Source organism: Pseudomonas sp. R3-57 (assembly GCF_051132065.1).
GTDB lineage: Bacteria > Pseudomonadota > Gammaproteobacteria > Pseudomonadales > Pseudomonadaceae > Aquipseudomonas.
In genome coordinates, this window is sequence record NZ_CP071655.1 from 2,796,964 (window position 1) to 2,816,556 (window position 19,593).

Annotated in this window: 16 protein-coding genes; 11 read left to right on the forward strand and 5 right to left on the reverse strand. The window is 61.7% G+C overall.

Features of this window, described 5'->3' with window-relative positions:
- Positions 1-55: 55 nt before the first annotated feature.
- Positions 56-1,015 carry an EamA family transporter gene (locus tag J3P93_RS12745; RefSeq protein WP_434597899.1) on the reverse strand — a complete coding sequence of 320 codons (960 nt, stop codon included), beginning with the start codon at positions 1,013-1,015 and terminating at the stop codon, positions 56-58.
- A 191-nt stretch (positions 1,016-1,206) separates the two neighbouring features.
- Positions 1,207-2,124 carry a LysR family transcriptional regulator gene (locus tag J3P93_RS12750; RefSeq protein WP_434597901.1) on the reverse strand — a complete coding sequence of 306 codons (918 nt, stop codon included), beginning with the start codon at positions 2,122-2,124 and terminating at the stop codon, positions 1,207-1,209.
- Between the two features lie 114 nt (positions 2,125-2,238).
- Here J3P93_RS12750 and J3P93_RS12755 point away from each other — a divergent pair, with 114 nt between their 5' ends.
- From J3P93_RS12755 to J3P93_RS12805, 11 genes are all read left to right on the forward strand, one after another.
- A complete protein-coding gene (locus tag J3P93_RS12755) occupies positions 2,239-3,981 on the forward strand; it encodes an acyl-CoA dehydrogenase C-terminal domain-containing protein (protein ID WP_434598354.1) in 1,743 nt (580 codons plus the stop codon).
- Between the two features lie 34 nt (positions 3,982-4,015).
- Positions 4,016-5,179 carry an iron-containing alcohol dehydrogenase gene (locus tag J3P93_RS12760; RefSeq protein ID WP_434597903.1) on the forward strand — a complete coding sequence of 388 codons (1,164 nt, stop codon included), beginning with the start codon at positions 4,016-4,018 and terminating at the stop codon, positions 5,177-5,179.
- 68 nt (positions 5,180-5,247) lie between these two features.
- Positions 5,248-5,874: a TetR/AcrR family transcriptional regulator gene (locus J3P93_RS12765; protein ID WP_434597905.1), complete on the forward strand. Its 627-nt coding sequence runs from the start codon at positions 5,248-5,250 to the stop codon at positions 5,872-5,874.
- Between the two features lie 327 nt (positions 5,875-6,201).
- Complete coding sequence (locus J3P93_RS12770) at positions 6,202-7,308, forward strand: efflux RND transporter periplasmic adaptor subunit (RefSeq protein WP_434597907.1); 1,107 nt, start codon at positions 6,202-6,204, stop codon at positions 7,306-7,308.
- Positions 7,305-10,364 carry an efflux RND transporter permease subunit gene (locus tag J3P93_RS12775; RefSeq protein ID WP_434597909.1) on the forward strand — a complete coding sequence of 1,020 codons (3,060 nt, stop codon included), beginning with the start codon at positions 7,305-7,307 and terminating at the stop codon, positions 10,362-10,364. Before J3P93_RS12770 ends, J3P93_RS12775 begins: the two co-directional genes overlap by 4 nt.
- A 226-nt stretch (positions 10,365-10,590) precedes the next feature.
- Entirely contained in the window at positions 10,591-11,787 is a 1,197-nt protein-coding gene (locus tag J3P93_RS12780) for an S-type pyocin domain-containing protein (RefSeq protein WP_434597911.1), read from the forward strand.
- An 18-nt stretch (positions 11,788-11,805) separates the two neighbouring features.
- Positions 11,806-12,144, forward strand: a complete 339-nt coding sequence (locus J3P93_RS12785) for a DUF6572 domain-containing protein (RefSeq protein ID WP_434597913.1) — start codon at positions 11,806-11,808, stop codon at positions 12,142-12,144.
- Positions 12,145-12,206: 62 nt separating this feature from the next.
- Complete coding sequence (locus J3P93_RS12790; RefSeq protein WP_434597915.1) at positions 12,207-12,560, forward strand: DUF6572 domain-containing protein; 354 nt, start codon at positions 12,207-12,209, stop codon at positions 12,558-12,560.
- A gap of 475 nt (positions 12,561-13,035) precedes the next feature.
- Positions 13,036-13,407, forward strand: a complete 372-nt coding sequence (locus tag J3P93_RS12795; RefSeq protein WP_434597917.1) for a DUF6124 family protein — start codon at positions 13,036-13,038, stop codon at positions 13,405-13,407.
- Positions 13,408-13,527: 120 nt separating this feature from the next.
- Entirely contained in the window at positions 13,528-13,887 is a 360-nt protein-coding gene (locus tag J3P93_RS12800) for a DUF6124 family protein (RefSeq protein WP_394507095.1), read from the forward strand.
- Positions 13,888-14,263: 376 nt separating this feature from the next.
- Positions 14,264-14,767 (forward strand): trypsin-like peptidase domain-containing protein, encoded by a 504-nt coding sequence (locus tag J3P93_RS12805; RefSeq protein WP_434597919.1) that lies wholly within the window; start codon positions 14,264-14,266, stop codon positions 14,765-14,767.
- Here J3P93_RS12805 and J3P93_RS12810 read toward each other — a convergent pair whose 3' ends face one another.
- Genes J3P93_RS12810 through J3P93_RS12820 form a run of 3 tightly spaced genes read right to left on the reverse strand, consistent with a single transcriptional unit; the run spans position 14,768 to position 19,556 of the window.
- The gene (locus tag J3P93_RS12810) at positions 14,768-15,931 is read right to left on the reverse strand and encodes an HlyD family type I secretion periplasmic adaptor subunit (RefSeq protein ID WP_434598356.1); all 1,164 of its coding nucleotides are present in this window, start codon (positions 15,929-15,931) and stop codon (positions 14,768-14,770) included.
- Between the two features lie 29 nt (positions 15,932-15,960).
- The gene (locus tag J3P93_RS12815; RefSeq protein WP_434597921.1) at positions 15,961-18,123 is read right to left on the reverse strand and encodes a type I secretion system permease/ATPase; all 2,163 of its coding nucleotides are present in this window, start codon (positions 18,121-18,123) and stop codon (positions 15,961-15,963) included.
- Positions 18,120-19,556 (reverse strand): TolC family outer membrane protein, encoded by a 1,437-nt coding sequence (locus J3P93_RS12820; protein ID WP_434597923.1) that lies wholly within the window; start codon positions 19,554-19,556, stop codon positions 18,120-18,122. Before J3P93_RS12820 ends, J3P93_RS12815 begins: the two co-directional genes overlap by 4 nt.
- Positions 19,557-19,593 lie beyond the last annotated feature (37 nt).

Below are 19,593 nucleotides of genomic sequence, written 5' to 3' on the forward strand. Positions count from 1 at the left end.
TGTTCGTGAGTTTGTGATCCTGGGGTGGGCGGCCACCCCTTTTTTATATCCCGGTTCAGGCCGACGCTTTCGCCTCAGCCTTGACCGCGTTTTTGCGATACGTGAGCAACACAATGCCGGTGACCACAATCACTCCGCCGAGCACCTGGCCCTTGCTGAGCATCTGGTCGAGCACGATCCAGCCCATCAGCAACGTCGCCAAAGGCTCAATGTTCATCACCGGCGCGTTGCGCGGCATGTCCAGGCGTGGCACGGAAATGAACAGCACGATGAAACCGGTGCCGTACAACACCACCAGCGTGGCGAGGGCCAGCCAGCCGGTCGAGGTCGTCGGCAAATTCAGGCCGCCGGGCAGGGCACCGGTGAGGCCCGCCAGATTGACGCTGCTGAAGACGATGAAAATGGTCAACAGACTGCGCGCCGAACCGCGCACCTGAGACAGTTTGTGGTCGGTGATCCACAGCGCACAGGCGAATACGCTGGCCGCACAGAAGGCCAGCGTCACGCCCAGCCACCAATCCGGGCCGACGCTGCCGGCGTTCGCCAGGCGCCCGGGCACGTCCAGCACAAACACCAGACCCACCAGAATCAACCCCATCAACATCGCGGTGCGCGCGCTCGGCCTCGGCCCGCCCATCGCCCAGGTGAGCAATGCCAGCAGAATCGGAAACACATTGGCGACCAGCAGCGCCAGCGCCACCGGTACTCGCGCTACGGCGGAGTACAGACACAAACTCTGCGCCGTGATCAACAGCCCCAGCAGCAATTGCCAACGCCAGGCCCCAGCCGGCAGACGCAGGCTCTGTTTTTGCCACAGCACCAGCATCGCCAGCACTAGCAGCGTTCCGCCGGAACGCATCAGAATCGCCAGCAACACTCCCGCACCATCATCAAAAGCCACCCGTGCGGCGACATGGTTGCCGGCGAAGGCACAGCCCATACACAACAGAATGAGCACGGCGAGGTGGCGAGGGAAGGGCGGCGGTACGGTAGGGGCGATGGTAGAGCGGGACATGGCAGTTCTCGAAAAGTGGCCATTCGGGATGGCGCGGGATTTTTATTATGTTGTCGTACAACTGCGCTGTTTGTACCGTATCGGGCAGGGGTGGGCAAGGGTGCCTTAGACCAAAGAAGCTTGTTCCCTGGCCGCCAGTGGTGATTCTCTGAGGGTTAAGTTGCGGGTTAGAGATCGTATGACTTGATCAATCAGGGCGCTGCGATCGCCAGAATCTGCTCCGCCAGCCACGCCAGCGCCGGGTCGTGCTGACGATGGCTCAGATACACCAGATCGAGCTCGAAAGGTTCCAGCGCAAACGGCAATTCATGCAAGTCCAGTGGTAGCAACTCGGCGAACTGCTGCGCCAGTTGCGTCGGCAGGACCACGCACAGGTCGGTGGCGGCAGCGAGGTGCGCAGCTTGCAGGTAGTTCGGCGTGGTGTAGACGATTTGCCGTTCGAGGTTCTGTTCGGCCAGCCATTGATCGACCATGCCGCGTGTCTGCCCGCCGTGGACCCAGAGGTGGCGCAGTTGCAAGAAAGTTTGCAGGTCGAGCGCGCCGCTGATCTGTGGATGCTCGCGGCGTACGGCGATGCGCAAGGTTTCCCGGCGCCACAATTGCCGGGTGAAGCGGGCCGGCACCTCGTTGAAACGGCCGAGCACCATGTCGAGGTCGCCGCGGTCGAGCGCCTCGACTGGCAGGTTCGGCGTCAGGTGGGCAACGTCGATGCGCAGCTGCGGCGCCACGCTTTGCAGGCGCGCGAGCAAGGCCGGCATGCACAGTTGTTCGACGAAGTCGGTCAGTGCGATGCGCAGTTGCCGGTGGCTGTGTTGCGGCTCGAAGGCCTCGCCACTGCCCAGCGTTTGCTCGATCTGCCGCAGTGCCGCGCGAATCGGCCCTTCCAGAGCCAGCGCACGCGGCGTCGGGCACATGCGTCGGCCGACCCGCACCAGCAGCGGATCGTCGAGCAGATCGCGCAACCGCGCCAGGGCGTTGCTCACCGTCGGTTGCGTCAGCGCCAGCCGCTCGGCCGCGCGCGAAACGTTCTGTTCACGCAGAAGCATGTCGAGCACGCGCAGCAGATTCAGATCGAAGTTGGAAATATTCATGCGCGGAATATATGCCATGGGAATTCTAAATTTCAAAAATATCTGAACGCTGCTTAGGGTGGCGCTTGTCCTTTATTGATTGGAGCGCTGTGTGTGACTACGTCTTCGAACTACCAGGCGCCTCTGCGCGACATGCGTTTCGTCTTGCACGAGCTGTTCGACGTCAGCGCGCACTGCCGACAATTGCAGATCGAACTCGACCGCGACGTCCTCGACGGCATTCTCGAGGAGGGCGCGCGGTTCACCGGCGAAGTCATCGCACCGCTCAATCGCAACAGTGACGAGCAGGGCTGCCAGTTGCACGGCAGCGACGTGACCACGCCGGACGGTTTTCGCCAGGCCTATCGACAATACGTCGACAACGGTTGGGCGAGCATGACCGGGCCACAGGCATTCGGCGGCCAAGGCGTGCCGCAGATGGTCTCCGCGTGCTTTCACGAAATGCTGATGTCCGCGTCGCTGGCCTTTCGGGTTTATTCCGGGCTTACCGAAAGCGCTGTGCTGGCGCTGCATCGCCACGGCAGCGCTGAGCTGAAGCAGGCGTATCTGGCGAACCTGATCAGCGGCGAATGGACCGGCACCATGTGCCTCACCGAGCCGCAGGCAGGGACCGATCTGGCCCTGCTGCGCACCCGCGCCCAACCTGAGGCCGACGGCAGTTACCGCGTCAGCGGCAGCAAGATTTTCATCAGCGGCGGCGAACAGGACCTGACCGATAACATCATTCATCTGGTACTCGCGCGCTTGCCGGACGCACCGCCGGGCGTCAAAGGCATCAGCCTGTTGCTGGTGCCGAAACTCCTGCCCGATGGCCAGCGCAACACGCTGAGCTGCGGGGCGCTGGAACACAAGATGGGCATCAAGGGCACCTCGACTTGTGTGATGAATTTCGATGGCGCGCAGGGCTGGCTGGTGGGCGAAGCGAATCAGGGTTTGGCGTGCATGTTCACCATGATGAACGACGCCCGTTTTCAGGTCGGTCTGCAGGGCCTGGGCATTGCCGAAGCGGCGTTCCAGGGCGGCCTGCGCTATGCGCGGGAACGCTTGCAGTCGCGTTCGCTGGCCGGTGCTGTTGCGCCGGAGCAGGCCGCTGACCCGATCATCGTGCACCCCGATGTGCGGCGCATGTTGCTGACCCAGAAGGCGCTCACCGAAGGCTGCCGGATGCTTGCGGCGTATACCGCGCGACAACTCGATCTCGAACAAGCCATGGGCGCGGAGCATCAAGCGGCGAAGCGTCGGGCGGCGCTGCTGATTCCAATCGTCAAAGCATTCTTCACCGATGTCGGCCAGGAAGTCGCCAGCCTCGGCGTGGCGCTGTACGGCGGCCACGGCTATATCCGCGAATGGGGTATGGAACAGTTGATGCGCGACAGCCGCATCACTCAGCTCTACGAGGGCACCAACGGTATTCAGGCGCTGGACTTGATCCGGCGCAAACTGCTCGGCGACGGTGGTGCTGAACTCAATGCGCTGATCGACGAATTTGCGCAACTGGCCGAAGCCGCGCAAGCGCATGAACCGCTGCGGGAAATGGCCCAGGCGGTTGGCCAGCGCCTGAACGAATGGCGCGAGTTTGGCCAATCGGTCATCGCAGCGTGTCAGCGCGATCCGCAGGAAATCGGTGCGGTGTCGGTGGATTTCCTCGCCTATTCAGCCTACGTCCTGCTCGCCGGTTTCTGGCTGCAAGCGGCGACGCGCGCACAACAGGCATTGGCCCAAGGCAGTGCTGAGAGTGGCTTTTACCAAGCCAAGTTGCACACCGCCGACTTCTACTGGCGACGCCTGTTGCCGCGCGCCGGCGCCCATCGCGACGCCGTGCTCGGCGGGGCGAACTGCCTGATGGCAATGGCCGCCAGCGACTTCAGTTTCTGAACCCGAGACCGGATAACCATAAGGAGTCGTGCCGATGCAATCCTTCAGCTTTGCCACCACCGCGCAGATTCTCTGCGAAGCCGGCGCCGCGCAGCGACTCGCCAGCCTGTGTCGCGAGCGCGGCGCACGGCGGGTGTTGATTGTCACCGATCCGGGAATCGCCCGGCTCGGCTTGCTCGATGACGTGCTGCCGGGGTTCAGCGCGGCGAAAGTCGCGGTGGCGATTTTCAGTGACGTCAGCGCCGATCCCCATGAAAACTGTGTGCTCGCGGCAGCCGATCGCGCCCGGCATATCGGCGCCGACCTGATCGTCGGGTTCGGCGGCGGCAGCTCGATGGACGTTGCCAAACTGGTTGCGTTATTGGCCCATCCCGGCAACAGCCAAACGCTCACGCAGTTGTACGGTGTCGATCAGGCCAAGGGCCCACGGCTGGGGCTGATCCAGGTGCCGACCACCGCGGGCACCGGTTCGGAGGTCACGCCTATCGCCATCGTCACCACCGGCGAAACCAGCAAAATGGGCATCGTCTCGCCGTTATTACTTCCGGATCTCGCCGTGCTCGACGCGGTGTGCACGCTGGGCCTGCCGCCGCAGGTCACGGCAGCCACCGGTATCGATGCTATGGTCCACGCAATCGAGGCCTACAGCAGCAAACTCAAGCGCAACCCGCTGTCGAGTCTGCTCGCCCGCGAGGCGTTGCGCCTGCTGGCGACCAATCTGGATCAAGCGGTGCACAACGGCGGCAACCTCGACGCACGGCAGGCCATGCTGCTTGGTGCCTGTCTTGCCGGGCAGGCGTTTGCCAACGCACCGGTGGCGGCGGTGCATGCCTTGGCTTATCCATTGGGCGGCCATTTCCATATCCCCCACGGCTTGTCCAACTCGCTGGTGCTGCCCCATGTGCTGCGCTTCAACCTGCCGGTGGCCGAGGCGGATTACGCCGAACTGGCCGTGCCGTTACTCGGCGAGCGACTGCGTATCGGCGATCGGCGCAGTCAGGCAGAGCAGTTGATTGCTGAACTGGCCGAGTTGCCGCCGCGCTGCGGCTTGCCCCATCGCCTGCGCGACGTTGATGTACCCGAAGATTGCCTCGGGCAATTGGCGCGTGACGCGATGCAGCAGCAACGCTTGCTGGTGAATAACCCGCGTGAAGTCAGCGAAGCCGACGCGCTGGGGATTTATCAGGCGGCGTGGTGACGGGTGATTCGCGGTGAGGGCAGGGAGGCTCAGTTGTAAGCCTCCGATCAGGTGAGTAAGCTGCCGGGATGAACCAGACCTCAGCTTCCTCATCCTTTCCCGGCCCGCGCGGCCCGGTCGATCACGACATTCGTGACCAGATTGTCGCGGCGGCCAACGCGCATTTCAGCCAGTATGGCTACGGCAAAACCACGGTCTCGGACCTGGCCAAGGCCATCGGTTTTTCCAAGGCGTACATCTACAAGTTCTTCGATTCCAAGCAGGCGATCGGCGAAGCCATCTGCGCCAATTGCCTGGGGCAAATCGTGGCGGCGGTGGAACTGGCGATCAACGCTGAGGGGCTGTCGCCGACCGAGCGTTTCCGCCAGTTGGTGAAAACCGTGATTGCCACCGGTATCGAACTGTTCTTCACCGACCGCAAGCTCTACGACATCGCGGCGTTTGCGGCCGGCGAAAACTGGCCCAGCGCCCAGCGCTATGACGCCCGGATCAAAGGCTTTATCACTGACATCGTGCGCGACGGGCGCACGGCCGGTGAGTTCGAACGCAAGACGCCGCTGGACGAAACCGTCGACTCGATCCATCTGACGCTGCGGCCCTTCGTCAATCCGCTGATGCTGCAACACAACCTGGACTACATCGAGGTGGCCCCGACGCTGACCTCGAACCTGATCTTGCGCAGCCTCAAACCTTAGTCCCTCGCTGATCTGCGTCACAGGCTGGGACTCATCGGGTCGCCCGCCATCCCCGAAGACTTGAACAACGCCTGCGCCGCGCCGCTCGACCGCGTTTGCGCCATCGCGTCGCACAAGCAGGCGCCGGTAATCGGGGCCGAACCGCCAAATCGCTATCGAGCCGTCGCTGACCGTAAAGGTGATGGGCAGCGCAGTGGCGTGGAGATTCAGGTGGAAAATCTGCAGAGCTGAAACGGGCGAAGTGCAAATTTGATGACGAGTGACCGTTGACGACATTGGTCACTGACTGAGAATATGATGATCATCCTATTTCAGTGAAGAAATCCCATGCCCAGGTTCAGACCTTCTCCCCTCGCAGCCTGTTGGCTGCCCCTCGTCCTGACGGCGTGTGGGGATGCTTCCACCGCGCAAGACCCGCGCACCCTTGCGCCCATCGTCAGGTCGGCGGTCGTGCAGCTTGCCGAGGATGGCTCGCGGTCATTCACCGGTGTCGTGGCTGCACGGGTTCAAGGCGACCTCGGGTTTCGCGTTTCCGGAAAGGTGCTCGAGCGTTTGGTTGATACCGGCCAGACGGTCAAGCGCGGCCAGCCGCTGATGCGCCTCGACCCAATCGACCTCGGTCTGCAAGCGCGAGCGCAGCAAGAAGCCGTTACCGCCGCTCGAGCACGCGCCAAACAGACCGCCGATGAAGAAGCGCGCAATCGCAAGCTCGTCGCCGCCGGGGCAATCTCGGCATCGGCCTACGACCAGTTCAAAGCTTCCGCCGACGCCGCCAACGCGCAACTCAGCGCCGCTGTTGCGCAAGCGGACGTGGCACGCAACGCCTCCGGTTATGCGTTGCTGGTCGCGGACGCTGACGGCGTGATCGTGGAAACACTCGCCGAGCCTGGGCAAGTGGTCAGCCCGGGGCAAGCCGTAGTTCGACTGGCACGCGCGGGTCAGCGTGAAGCCATCGTCCATTTGCCCGAGACTTTGCGTCCGCCAGCAGGCTCCACCGCGCGGGCCAGACTCTATGGCGATCCGGCGGCTGTCAGCGCGAGCCTGCGCCTGCTTGCCGATTCCGCCGACGCGTCGACCCGCACGTTCGAGGCGCGCTACGTGCTCGAAGGCAAACTTGCCAATGCGCCGATCGGTTCGACCGTCACCGTTGATATCGCTCAGGGTTCCGCACAAAAACAAGCGCTGAAGGTGCCGATCGCGGCGCTGTACAACGCAGGCAAAGGTGCCGGCGTGTGGGCCATTGCCGGTACACCGGCGAAAGTGACCTGGCGCGCGGTTGAAGTGTTGGGGTTGAGTGACGATTCGGCTCGGGTTGCTGGCGAGCTCAGCGTCGGTGAGCCAATCGTTGCGCTGGGCGCGCATCTGCTGCGCGAAGGCGAGGACGTGCGATTGCTGGCCGGCGATGACGCCCAGGTTGCCGGGAGTCGTCCATGAGCGAGGGTCGATTCAACCTTTCCGCCATTGCCGTGCGCCAACGCGCGATCACGGTGTTCCTGATTTTTCTGATCGCCGTCGCCGGCACCCTGGCGTTTTTCAAGTTGGGCCGGGCCGAAGATCCGCCGTTCACCGTCAAGCAATTAACCGTCATCACCGCATGGCCCGGCGCGACCGCGCGGGAGATGCAGGATCAGGTCGCCGAACCGCTGGAAAAGCGTTTGCAGGAACTGAAGTGGTACGACCGCTCGGAGACCTACACGCGCCCCGGGCTGGCGTTCACCGTGGTGTCGCTGCTCGACAGCACGCCACCGTCGCAAGTGCAGGACGAGTTCTATCAGGCACGCAAGAAGCTCGACGACGAAGCGATCAAACTGCCGGCAGGCGTTATCGGGCCGATGGTCAACGATGAGTTTTCCGACGTGACGTTTGCCTTGTTCGCGCTGAAGGCCAAGGGCGAGCCGCAGCGCTTGCTGGTGCGCGATGCGGAATCTTTGCGCCAGCGCCTGTTGCATGTGCCGGGGGTGAAAAAGGTCAACATCATCGGTGAGCAGGCCGAACGCATCTTCGTCTCGTTTTCCCATGATCGCCTGGCGACGCTGGGCCTGTCGCCGCAGGACATCTTCGCTGCACTGAACAATCAGAACGTACTGACGCCCGCCGGATCGGTCGAAACCAAAGGGCCGGAGATTTTCCTGCGGGTCGATGGCGCGTTTGACACCTTGCAGAAAATCCGTGACACGCCGGTTGTCGCGCAGGGTCGCACCCTCATGCTCTCCGATGTGGCCACGGTCGAGCGCGGCTACGAAGACCCGGCGACCTTTCTGGTGCGCAACAACGGTGAAGAAGCGTTATTGCTCGGCGTGATCATGCGCGAAGGCTGGAACGGTCTGGACCTGGGCAAGGCGCTGGATGCCGAAACGCGCAACATCAACGCAGAAATGCCGTTGGGCATGACGCTGTCGAAAGTCACCGATCAGGCGGTGAATATCGACTCGGCGGTCGGCGAGTTCATGGTCAAGTTTTTCGTCGCGCTGCTGGTGGTGATGCTGGTGTGCTTTCTCAGCATGGGCTGGCGTGTCGGCGTGGTGGTCGCCGCAGCGGTGCCGTTGACTCTGGCGATCGTGTTTGTGGTGATGGCCGCCACGGGCAAAAACTTTGACCGGATCACCCTCGGCTCGTTGATCCTCGCGCTGGGCTTGCTCGTTGATGACGCGATCATCGCCATCGAAATGATGGTGGTGAAAATGGAGGAGGGCTACGACCGCATCAAGGCCTCGGCCTATGCCTGGAGCCATACCGCAGCGCCGATGCTGGCCGGTACGCTGGTGACGGCGATAGGCTTTTTGCCGAACGGTTTCGCCCAGTCCACGGCAGGCGAATACACCAGCAACATGTTCTGGATTGTCGGCATCGCGTTGATCGCTTCGTGGGTCGTTGCGGTGGCTTTCACGCCGTATCTGGGGGTGAAGCTGTTGCCGGACATCCAGCAAGTCGAAGGCGGGCACGCGGCGATTTACGACACGCCGCGCTATAACCGTTTCCGCAAAATTCTGGCGTGGGTGATCACCCGTAAATGGCTGGTGGCGGGCACGGTTGTCGCGCTGTTTGTCGTCGCGATCCCGAGCATGGGATTGGTAAAGAAGCAATTCTTCCCGACCTCTGACCGCCCCGAAGTGATGATCGAAGTGCAAATGCCCTACGGCACCGCGATCGAGCAGACCAGCGCCGCCACGGCCAAAGTCGAGGCGTGGCTGCAAAAACAGCCGGAGGCAAAAATCGTCACCGCTTATATCGGCCAGGGTGCGCCACGGTTTTTCCTGGCCATGGCACCCGAATTGCCGGACCCATCATTCGCCAAGATCGTCGTGCTGACGGACAACCAGGACGCCCGCGAAACCCTCAAGTTGCGTTTGCGCGAAGCGGTTGCTCAAGGCCTGGCCCCGGAAGCGCGCGTTCGTGCGACGCAGATCGTCTTCGGTCCGTATTCGCCGTTCCCGGTGGCTTACCGGGTGATGGGCCCCGATCCGGCAAAGTTGCGCGTCATCGCCGAGCAGGTCCGCGGCGTTATGCAGGACAGCCCGATGATGCGCACTGTCAACACCGACTGGGGGCCGCTGACACCGACGCTGCATTTCAACCTCAATCAGGATCGCTTGCAGGCGGTCGGCCTGACGTCCAGCACCGTGGCCCAGCAGTTGCAGTTTTTGCTCAGCGGCGTGCCGATTACTGCCGTGCGTGAGGATATCCGTTCGGTGCAGGTGGTTGGCCGTGCGGCGGGCAACATCCGCCTGGACCCGGCGCAGATCGAAGGCTTCACCCTGGTCGGCGCAGCCGGGCAACGCATTCCGCTGTCGCAGATCGGCAAGGTCGAAGTGCGCATGGAAGATCCGATCCTGCGGCGCCGCGATCGCACCCCGACCATCACCGTGCGCGGCGACATCGCCGAAGGCTTGCAGCCACCGGACGTCTCCGGCGTGATCATCGGGCAATTGCAGCCGATCATTGCGCAACTGCCTTCCGGTTACCGCATTGAACAGGCCGGCGCCATCGAGGAGTCCGGCAAGGCCGGCAAAGCGATCCTGCCGCTGCTGCCGATCATGATCGCCGTGACGCTGCTGATCATCATCGTCCAGGTGCGCTCGATCTCGGCGATGATCATGGTCTTCCTCACCTCGCCACTCGGCTTGATCGGCGTGGTGCCGACGCTGCTGATCTTCAATCAGCCGTTCGGCATCAACGCACTGGTCGGGTTGATTGCGCTGTCGGGGATTCTGATGCGCAACACGCTGATTCTGATCGGGCAGATTCATCACAACGAGCAAGAAGGCCTCGCGCCTTTCGACGCGGTGGTCGAAGCCACCGTGCAACGCGCCAGGCCAGTGCTGTTGACCGCACTGGCGGCCATTCTGGCGTTCATTCCGCTGACGCACTCGGTGTTCTGGGGCACGCTGGCGTACACGCTGATTGGCGGCACGTTTGTTGGCACCATCATTACCTTAGTGTTTTTGCCGGCGATGTATGCGACCTGGTTCAGGATTCGGGCTTCGAAGTAAGAGCAGGGTGACAGCGTGAAAATGGCTTAGACAGGTGACCTCTGTGGTGCGCGGGCGAGCCCTTCGCGGGCAAGCCCCGTTATGGAGTTTGTCCACGCCTCTCATTATGTGTGAGGGAGATGATTCTACGTCCGCCTGGATAGCGTCAAAGTGCCACGCGTTGCTACAGGAAATTTCACCTGTCACCCTACAAGCCGTTCAAAGGATCAGAACAAGGAACCAAGGATTGAGCGGCTATGTCCCTAACCCACCCAAGGGTTACCGCAATACTGGCGTCGACCCCGTCGACATCTATGCCCAACACTGGGCGCAATACAAAGACCTTCCGCCAGCGGCAGAAACAAAACCTGACCTCAAGGGCTGCGTCTTTGCCAAAAGCTGCAACCTGCCCGACGGCGAAATCAACCACAGCAATCCTGGTGGATTTGTACCCGTTGAAAAGCTAGCCGACTACGGGCTATGGGCCGTATTGGCCACCGGGGCAGCCATCACTGCCGAAGGCGCGTCTCTTCAGCTAGTGGGCGGCTCCGCAACCGGCAGTGCTATTGCCCAACGGCTGGGTGGCTCACTTTCGCTGGGCTTACTCGACGGCGCAGGCGCCATGGCAGCAGGCGCCGCCGTGGGCACCGTCGCGCTATTGCTGCCCAACACCAGCATTGCCCCAGACAGTGCTTTCTATAAAGACGAGCAATACGCCACGCTCGAAACCGGCCGAACGCGTGTCCGTGTCAATGTGAAAACGTTGCCGGACGGCTCGGTCAGCGCATACGGCTTTTACACCGGCGGCAAAAAGGACTGGGAAAATGTTCCGGTCATCAAAGCGCAAAAAGACGGCGAAAAATTCATCGCCGACATCGGCAACGGCATAGGCCTGACTTGGACACCCGGAGCCCATCCAGATGGAGTGCTGGGAATCCCAGCCCTAGAAGGTGCCCCTCAGCTATCTCCCGTATGGGTCTACCCGCCGACACCTCAATCGGACACGTTGCTGGCCAATCCCGTTCACCCACCCGAGTTTCAAGACGCGATCATCTGGTTTCCAGAGGATACGGGGCTTGAACCGATCTACATCGTGCTCAGCACGCAGTTAGAGAAGAACAAAGCGGCAGGCGCAGCCTTTGAGGAAGAGGCGTACAGCGGCTTTTCCGAAGAGATGGAAGAGTCCGGTCAACAAGTCACGATAAAAACACAGAGCGGCACCCGAACCCGTCTCGATATGATAGGCCGAGATGCAAACGGTGACATCGCATGCGTCGAATGCAAAGCCTCTGATACGGCGCCACTAACCCGTAATCAAAAGCGGGCATTCCCGGAAATCGAACAGAGCGGTGGCCGCATCATGGGCAAAGGCAAACCCGGCTTCCCCGGCGGCACCCAAATCCCACCCACTCGAGTGGAAATCTTGCGGCCGCCGCAAACATAACGAAACCAAGGAACTGAAATGTCTGTAACAGACGCCGAAACCATCGACATGTGGGGCATCCCAAAGTGGGACAACAACAAAATCATTCTGGGTATTGCTGATCATCTTGAATGGGGTGACAAGACCCAGCAAGGTGAACACCTGCTTTTGCTGCAAGAGAAGATCAATAATTACATCGCCTTCATCGAGAGCGGTGAAATCTACACCGAGATACCCGGTGCGCTCGGCAAGTCGCCCGTCATCCGTGTGCAGGGCAAATATGAGCTGCCCGAGCAGGGCGAGTTGTTTGTAGATAGCGTGGCCGCGACCCTGAAGGAAGTCGGAATTGGATTTGAATTTGTGCTGAAAGCGGAATGATTGCGGCGCGATCATTCCCGCGGGCCACACTCGTGCTGCCGCATGTGCCTGAAAGAGTAGACATGTCCATTAGCGAAACAAAAGTCGTCGACATCATCGCGTTGCCCGAATGGGAGCCCGACACCGTCGTACTCGTCATCACCGATCACTTGGAGTGGGGCGACAGGGTCCAGCAGGGTGAGCATCTTTTGTTGCTGCAAAAGAAGATCAACACCTACATCGCCTTCATTGAAAGCGACGAATTATTGGAAAGTTACCCGTCAGCAAAAGGTAAAAAACCGAAGATTCGTATCAATGGCCTCTATGAGCTGCCCGAGCAAGCGGAGGCCTTCATTACGCGCGTGACCGAAATACTCAGAGGCGTAGGAATTGCTATTGAATTCGTGCTCAAAAAGGACTTGGCAGCTCCTCACTAGGCATGGGCGCCTATCGTGCCGGCGCCAGATGCGGCTAACGAGAACAGGGCTGCAGAACGGTTTCCAGACGGTAAATTAAACAAGCCGGATATCACGATTTGTCGTGCTTAAACACGACTAAGCGCACGCGTTTAAATTACACCGACTGTTACGCCATAAAGGCTACAGCGCCTTGCGTCGCTGCCTACGCGTGCTTCAGAATCCGCCGGCTTACACGGCTATCGGTCGGGCTATATCGTGTCCCTGTCACTGCGAAACAGTGATCGGGTTTGGTAGCCCGTTTCGATATCGCCGTAAGGCGCCACCTTATTCAGCCTTTTTTTTATGGCTGAGTTTTATATGGTGGGCATGCGTGGGGCTCATTCGTGAGCGCCGGGTTGCGTATCGACCGGTCTACCAACCCGCGCATGGCCGCCACCCATCGTTTGGTAGCGTGGGTGATGGCTCGTTATCTACTTCGATACGAGATTTATCTATGTTCAAAGTAACGCCCAACCCTCCGGAAACCGATGCCGGTCCGATCCCCTACGATCCCGCGCTGGAACCTCAGAAGATAAAAGAGGCAACCAACCGCGCCATCAATTTCTATCTCAACCCCGAAACCCTGAAAACCTCCATCCCGTCGCGCAAGACCGGCAGGATCTTTCTCATTGATCCCACGGTGGATGAAGAAACGTTGCTCGTTGAAGCCTGCGAAACATTGGCGGCCGCCGGTGAGATGGCCCGCGACATTGGCGGCAACATCGAGAGCCCGCAGCGCCGGTCGATGCTGATCCTGCAGCAGGTGATCATGCTCAGCGAACTCATCGTCAATCGGGTACTGGATACTCGTCGCACGCCGAGCTGATCTGTGTAGCGCCCAACGTGAGGGCCAGGCCCTCACTGCCCACCCGCTGTTACGGCCACGCAAGCCAGGCAGGATGCCTGCTCAACAGCCGCCTGCAGGATTTACAAGGAGTTCCAGTTGATGTCCAAGACACCTCCCAAGCCGCCAGTCACAGACCCGGCGTCGCCTTACGAATCGTTCGATTCCAGAAAGCTCCACGAAGCCGCCGAACGCGCGCTCGACCATTATTTGGTGCCCGCGCAAATCATGGCCACCCCATACAGCCCCAACGAGCTGTTCATGATCAACCCGCAGTCCGACATGGAAACCTTGCTGGCCAACGCCAGCGAGTCCTTGGCGTCGGCGACTGTTTTGCTCGGCAATTTTGCCGGCATGCTGGAAGGGTCGAACCGCAATGCGCTGCTGGGCATTGCGCAGATCGTCATGTTGGGGGAGCTGGCGGTGAACAGGGCGCTGGATAACGCCGTGCCGCCGCAGTAAGCCGACGTCTCGCCGTGCAGGCGGGCAACCATCTGCACGGCGAGTCTGACCATGGGAGGCTTCTTGGCGGACTTCGATGCCAACCATCGGCGCGGTTTAAAACCTTGGATCCAATCATTGACTCACTATATCGCTGGCAGACAAGCGGTAGTCTAAGCCTATTGCCAGAAGTAATGGCGCAATGACATATTGCAGCACCTTCCCTCACTTACATGATGTGCCGAAAATGCGCCCCCTCAAGTCACTTGTTGCAGCGTCGATGCTGCTCAGCGGGTGCAATGGAATGCCAGTCGCTTTTGTTCAGGATCCTGTTTTAGACCAAGCCTTTGTCGTTCACTCCGGCGCGCCTTTGCCTTACGTGCTGATGGGTTCGGCTGTGCAATGGAATGAAGATTACGCCGTGACGGTGAAGCATATTCCCTATCTGTCGGGCGCGGTTTTTCAGGGCCAGGCGGATGTGCAATTCTTCCGGCACAAGGCCGGCAGCGTGCCGGCGTGGCGTGGCTACAAGCCGGGCGAGGAGCTGACGTCGGTGGGCTTCAATTCGCTGTACATGTCGGTCAAGGGCACCGGCCAGGCGCTGCCGGCGATGGTTCGCCTCGACGTCAAAGAGGGCAACGTGCTTTACGGCACTCATAATGGCGCGCTGGCCAAAGGCATGTCCGGCGGGCCGGTGTTTTCCGCCGACGGCAAGGTGGTCGGCATCAACGTGGCGTTTCTTACCCGGGATGACGTCAGCCGCCTCAAGCGTAAAGACTTGCTTGATCAACCGCGCGTGAGCATTTTCCTGCCGTACGCGGAAATCAATCGCGAGTGGACGCGTTATCAAGCCAGCCTTGCGCCAATCGTGCCACCGACCACCAAGTTCGCCAGCCGCTGATCAGTGTTCGCGCAACGCTTCGCGGGCGCGGTTGAGCGGTTTGATCAGGTAGTCGAGGACGGTTTTTTCGCCGGTGCGAATGTCCACCGTGGCGATCATCCCGGGGACGATGGCGAAGCGTTTGCCGGCCTTGTTGCGCAGTTCATCCGACGCGGTGCGGATGAACACGCGGTAGTAGAAGATCTCCGGTTTGGCTTCGTCCTGAATGGTGTCCGGGGAGATCGTCACCACTTCGCCGTCGAGGCTGCCGTAGATCGAGTAGTCGTAAGCGGTGATCTTGACCTTGGCCGCCTGGCCCGGATGAATGAAGGCAATGTCGCGCGGCGAGATGCGCGTCTCGATGAGCAGTTGTTCATCGAGCGGCACGATCTGCATGACCTGGCCGTTGGGCGCGATCACGCCGCCGATGGTGCTGACTTCGATGTCCTTGACGATCCCGCGCACCGGCGAGCGCAGGGTCAGGCGTGACAGTGAGTCGGTGCGACCCCGGATCACCGCTTCGAGCATCTGCGCCTCGGCGTTGGCTTTGGCCAGATCTTCGCGGGCGCGGACCATGTAATCGGAACGCGCTTCGGTGGCCTTCAATTCCAGCTCGGAGCGCTGGCGGGTCAAGCGCAAGACTTCGACCCGGCTCGAGGCGCCGATCTTCGCCAGGTTTTCAGTGATCGCCAGTTCGCTGCGCACCAGTTTCAACGAACTCTGAATGCCGTCGAGGGTTTCCGCCAGGCCTTTGCGCCGCGTCTGATAGAGCTCGGTTTCGGCGCGGATCAGCTCGGGAAAATCCTGCAGCGAAGGGTCGAACGTCAGCGGCTTTTCACTGACTTCGGCCTGCAAGCGATTGACGCTGGCCAGCGCCGCGCGGTACTTGGCCGCGCTTTCGCCGACGTTGGACTGGTTCTTTACCGGGTCGAGCTGGGCGAGAATCTGCCCGCGCTCGACCAAGGCACCTTCGCTGACATTGAGCTGCTCGAGAATGCCGCCCTCCATCGACTGGATCACCTGTTCACGGGAACTCGGCACGACCTTGCCGGTGCCAGTCGAAACTTCGACCACTTCAAACCACGCCGCCCAAGCGATGAAGCAAGCGAGCATGAGCGCGCAGCCCCAGATCACTTTTGCACCCCCGGCGATGGCGCGCTCGTCGCGGCCGTCGAGGTAGGACATCGAGTCCGGCACGTCAGTCATTATCGTTTTCATACCGTCACTCCTTTGCCGGGAGCGCGCAACCGCGCCAGCGCGGCGTCGCGATGGTCATCGATGACGATGCGCCCGTTGTCGAGGACGATGATCCGCTCGACCAGTTGCAGCACACTGACCCGGTGCGTGGCGACCACCAGCGTGCGGCCCTGGGTCCAGGTCGCGAGTTTTTCCAGCAGCAGACGCTCGGTGACGTCATCCAGCGCCGCCGTCGGTTCGTCCAGCAACAGCACTTGCGGCTGACGCAGCAACAAGCGCGACAGCAACAGGCTCTGGCGCTGACCGCCGGACAGACCGAGGCCGCCTTCAAGCACCAGATGATCCATGCCTTTGGGCAACTGACGAACGAATTCGAGCGCGCCGGTAACGTTCAGCGCGGCGATGATTTCCTGATCGCTGGCCTGACCGGCGCCGAGGGTGATGTTGTCGCGCAGGGTGCCGTGAAACAGCCGCGCCTGTTGCGACAGCAGGCCGACGTCGCGGCGCAGGTCGGCCGGATCGAGATGCGCCATGGCGATGCCGTCCAGCGTGGTTTCGCCGCTGCTCAGATCCATCGCACCGCCCAATGCCTGGAGCAACGTCGATTTGCCGGCGCCGTTGCGGCCGAGCAGGGCGATGCGCTCGCCGGGGCGGATGGTCAGGTCGATGGCGTTGAGCGCCGGGGCCGATTCTTCGCTGTAGCGGAAACTCGCCTGGCGCATCCGGTAGTCGCCGCGGATCGCCGGCAGGTGCACGCGCTGGCTGCCTTCGGGATGATCGACCGGCATCTGCATGATCCGGTTCAAGCCTTCCAGCGCAACCTTGGCTTGCTGCCAACGGGTGAGCACGTGGGTCAGTTGCGCCATCGGCCCCATCATCCGTGACGACAGAATCGACGCCGCGACCAGGCTGCCGGTGGTCAGGTCGCCGGCAATCACCATCGGCGCGCCGAACACGATTACCACGGCGAAGACCGCGCCTTGCACGTTCTGCGTCCACGCCACGAGGCTGTTGGTCAGGGTGCGCAAACGCAGGCTGCTGTCCGCCGAGGCGGCGTTGTATTGATTCCATTGTTGCTGGAAACGCTGCTCGGCCTGCAGCGCCTTGATGTCGTCGAGGCCCTGAATGCTTTCCACCAACATGGCGTTGCGCAGCGCGGCTTCGCGCATCGAGGCATTGGCCAGTTTGGCCAGACGCGGTTGCGCGATGATCCCCGGCAACAGCATGAACACCAGCGCAACCAACGGGATCAGCACCAGCGGCCCGCCGATCAAATAGAACACCAGCAGGAACAGCAGAAAAAACGGCATGTCGGCCAGCGCCGTGGCGGTGCTGGAGGTGATCAGGTCGCGGATCTGCTCCAGCTCGCGCAGTTGCGAAATGAACGAGCCGGTGGACTTCGGCCGGGCGGAATTACGCAGACGCAGCGCATGACCGAAGACCAGATCAGAGACCCGCAAGTCAGCACGCTTACCGAGCACATCGGTGATGCGCAGCCGCAGAATGCGCATGACGAAATCGAACAGCAGCGCCAGCATTACCCCGCCGAACAACACGTAAAGCGTCGGCAGCGACTCGGCTGGAATCACCCGGTCGTACACCTGCATCGAAAACAGCACGCCGGCCATGCCCAGCAGATTGGCCACCAGCGAGGCGATCATCACCTGGGTGTACGGTCGCAAGTCAGTGAGGACGATGCGGCGGAACCAGTGTTCGTCGTAGGGCTTGATGTAGTCGTTGGTGCGCACATCGGAGACCGGTTGGGTCGGGCGCAAGATCACTGTGCGCAGTGCCTGTTCGGCGAGCACGGCCGCGTCCATCCGGCTCTGCAAGCCTTGATCGCCACTGAAGCAGATGCCCAGTTCGCCGGTCTCGCCGATGCTTTCGAGCACGCCGATTTGGCCGTCGCGCAGTTGCACCACCAGCGGTGTGCGCCAACGGCTCAGGCTCTTGTTGTCGAACACCGCAAACTTGACGCTGAGCCCGGCCTGCCGCGCTATGTGCCGGAGCACTTCTTCGACGCGGCCTTCGCTGTGCACTGACGCCAGGCGCACGCTTTCCGGCGAGACGTCGAGGCGATAGTGGCGGGCGACCTTGAGCACCGCTTCCAGCCACGGCGAATAATCTTCGCGCGCCTCGGCAGCCACGGGTTCGGGAATAGTGATGCTGGCGTCGGTCATGGCAGGATCTCGACATTCTGGATAGCGCTGTGGTCGATGCCGAAGACCCGGCGAATCGCCCCGCTGTTGTAGAAGCAATCGATCTGCAGGCGTTGCAGATCGGCCTGGGTGTTGACCAGATCGAAGCGCGACTGGTGGATTTCCTGCTCGGCGTTGAGCAGGTCCAGCAGCGGCCGCGTGCCCAGTTCCAGGTACTGGCGGCCATACAACATGCGCGCCTCGGTGATACTGGTCTGGCGGAATTCCAGCGAGCGCAACCGCCGATTCAGGCCCGAGGTCTGCGCCTGGGCTTCAGCCAGACCCTGGCGGGCTTGCAGTCGGGCAAAGTCTTCGGCTGAGTCCGCGGCGGTCAGGGCATGCCCGGCGGCGCGGCTGCGGGCGCTGATGGCGCCGCCCTGATAAATCGGCACTTCGAGGTTGAGGAAGATCCCGACCTGGGTGCGATCGGCGCGCGAGTTCTGATCGTCGTAATGATCGTCGAGGTATTGATTGACCGACGGTTGCAGCGACAGGGTCGGGTAGGCTTCGGCCTTGGCCTGCTCCAGTTCGGCCTGAGCCTGGGTGCGTTGCGCGGCGGCTTGCAGGACGGCGGGCAGGGCGTCGGAGATTTGCGAGGCATCGCAGGCCTGGCTCAGCGTCGGCGCGGCGGCTTCGCTGACCGCTGGCGGCGTACGCCGTCCGAGCAGGCTGGTCAATGTGGCTTGCCAGCGCGCGTACTGCGCCTTGAATTCCTGCAACGTCGCGGTGGCGCCCTCGGCACGGGACTGCGCCTGAACCATATCGGAGCGGGTGCTGGCGCCCATGTCGCTGCGTTGTCTGGCCAGGTCGACGATGCCGCCGATGCCTTGAATCTGTTCGCGGGCGACGTCGAGCAGGCGTTGATAGCGCTGCACTTCGATGTAGGCCTTGGCGGTGTCGCGGGCCACGTCGTCGATCGCCAGCAGAATTCCGGCCTGACTACGCGCCACCCGGGCGCGGGCCGCGTCGACCGAGCTGGACACCTTGCCGAAGTCGTAGAGCATCTGCTTGAGGGAAATGTTCACTGACTGGCTGCCGGCATCGCTGCCGTAACCGCTGGTGTAACCGCCCTTGATGCCGCCGCTGACCTGCGGGTAATAACCGGATTCGGCGACGTTGACGCCTTCACCTTGCTGGAACAGCGTGCCGATGGCTTCGCCGATGCGTGGGTGCCAGTCCACGGCCAGGCGCACAGCTTGTTCCAGGCGCAAAGCGTCCGTGGCGGCGGACGCCTTCGGAGCAGGGGCAGGGCGCTGACGATTGTCATTGCCTGCCGGTTGTTGCAGTTGCGCCGGGCTGATGCTGCGCAAGCGGCTGTCGAGATTGTCGTCGGCGCGAACGCCGACGGTCAAAGCGGGGTAGAGGCCGATGGTCAGCAAGACCACCGGCCATTTCTGGCGAAAAACTGACTCCACAGACTTCCCTTACTGTTGAGAGACGGACGTTGCTGAT

Coding starts and splice junctions, on each gene's coding strand:
- J3P93_RS12745 (WP_434597899.1), bottom strand. CDS start 1,015: ATGTCCCGCTCTACCATCGCCCCTACCGTACCGCCGCCCTTCCCTCGC.
- J3P93_RS12750 (WP_434597901.1), bottom strand. CDS start 2,124: ATGGCATATATTCCGCGCATGAATATTTCCAACTTCGATCTGAATCTG.
- J3P93_RS12755 (WP_434598354.1), top strand. CDS start 2,239: ATGCGTTTCGTCTTGCACGAGCTGTTCGACGTCAGCGCGCACTGCCGA.
- J3P93_RS12760 (WP_434597903.1), top strand. CDS start 4,016: ATGCAATCCTTCAGCTTTGCCACCACCGCGCAGATTCTCTGCGAAGCC.
- J3P93_RS12765 (WP_434597905.1), top strand. CDS start 5,248: ATGAACCAGACCTCAGCTTCCTCATCCTTTCCCGGCCCGCGCGGCCCG.
- J3P93_RS12770 (WP_434597907.1), top strand. CDS start 6,202: ATGCCCAGGTTCAGACCTTCTCCCCTCGCAGCCTGTTGGCTGCCCCTC.
- J3P93_RS12775 (WP_434597909.1), top strand. CDS start 7,305: ATGAGCGAGGGTCGATTCAACCTTTCCGCCATTGCCGTGCGCCAACGC.
- J3P93_RS12785 (WP_434597913.1), top strand. CDS start 11,806: ATGTCTGTAACAGACGCCGAAACCATCGACATGTGGGGCATCCCAAAG.
- J3P93_RS12790 (WP_434597915.1), top strand. CDS start 12,207: ATGTCCATTAGCGAAACAAAAGTCGTCGACATCATCGCGTTGCCCGAA.
- J3P93_RS12795 (WP_434597917.1), top strand. CDS start 13,036: ATGTTCAAAGTAACGCCCAACCCTCCGGAAACCGATGCCGGTCCGATC.
- J3P93_RS12800 (WP_394507095.1), top strand. CDS start 13,528: ATGTCCAAGACACCTCCCAAGCCGCCAGTCACAGACCCGGCGTCGCCT.
- J3P93_RS12810 (WP_434598356.1), bottom strand. CDS start 15,931: ATGTCCTACCTCGACGGCCGCGACGAGCGCGCCATCGCCGGGGGTGCA.
- J3P93_RS12815 (WP_434597921.1), bottom strand. CDS start 18,123: ATGACCGACGCCAGCATCACTATTCCCGAACCCGTGGCTGCCGAGGCG.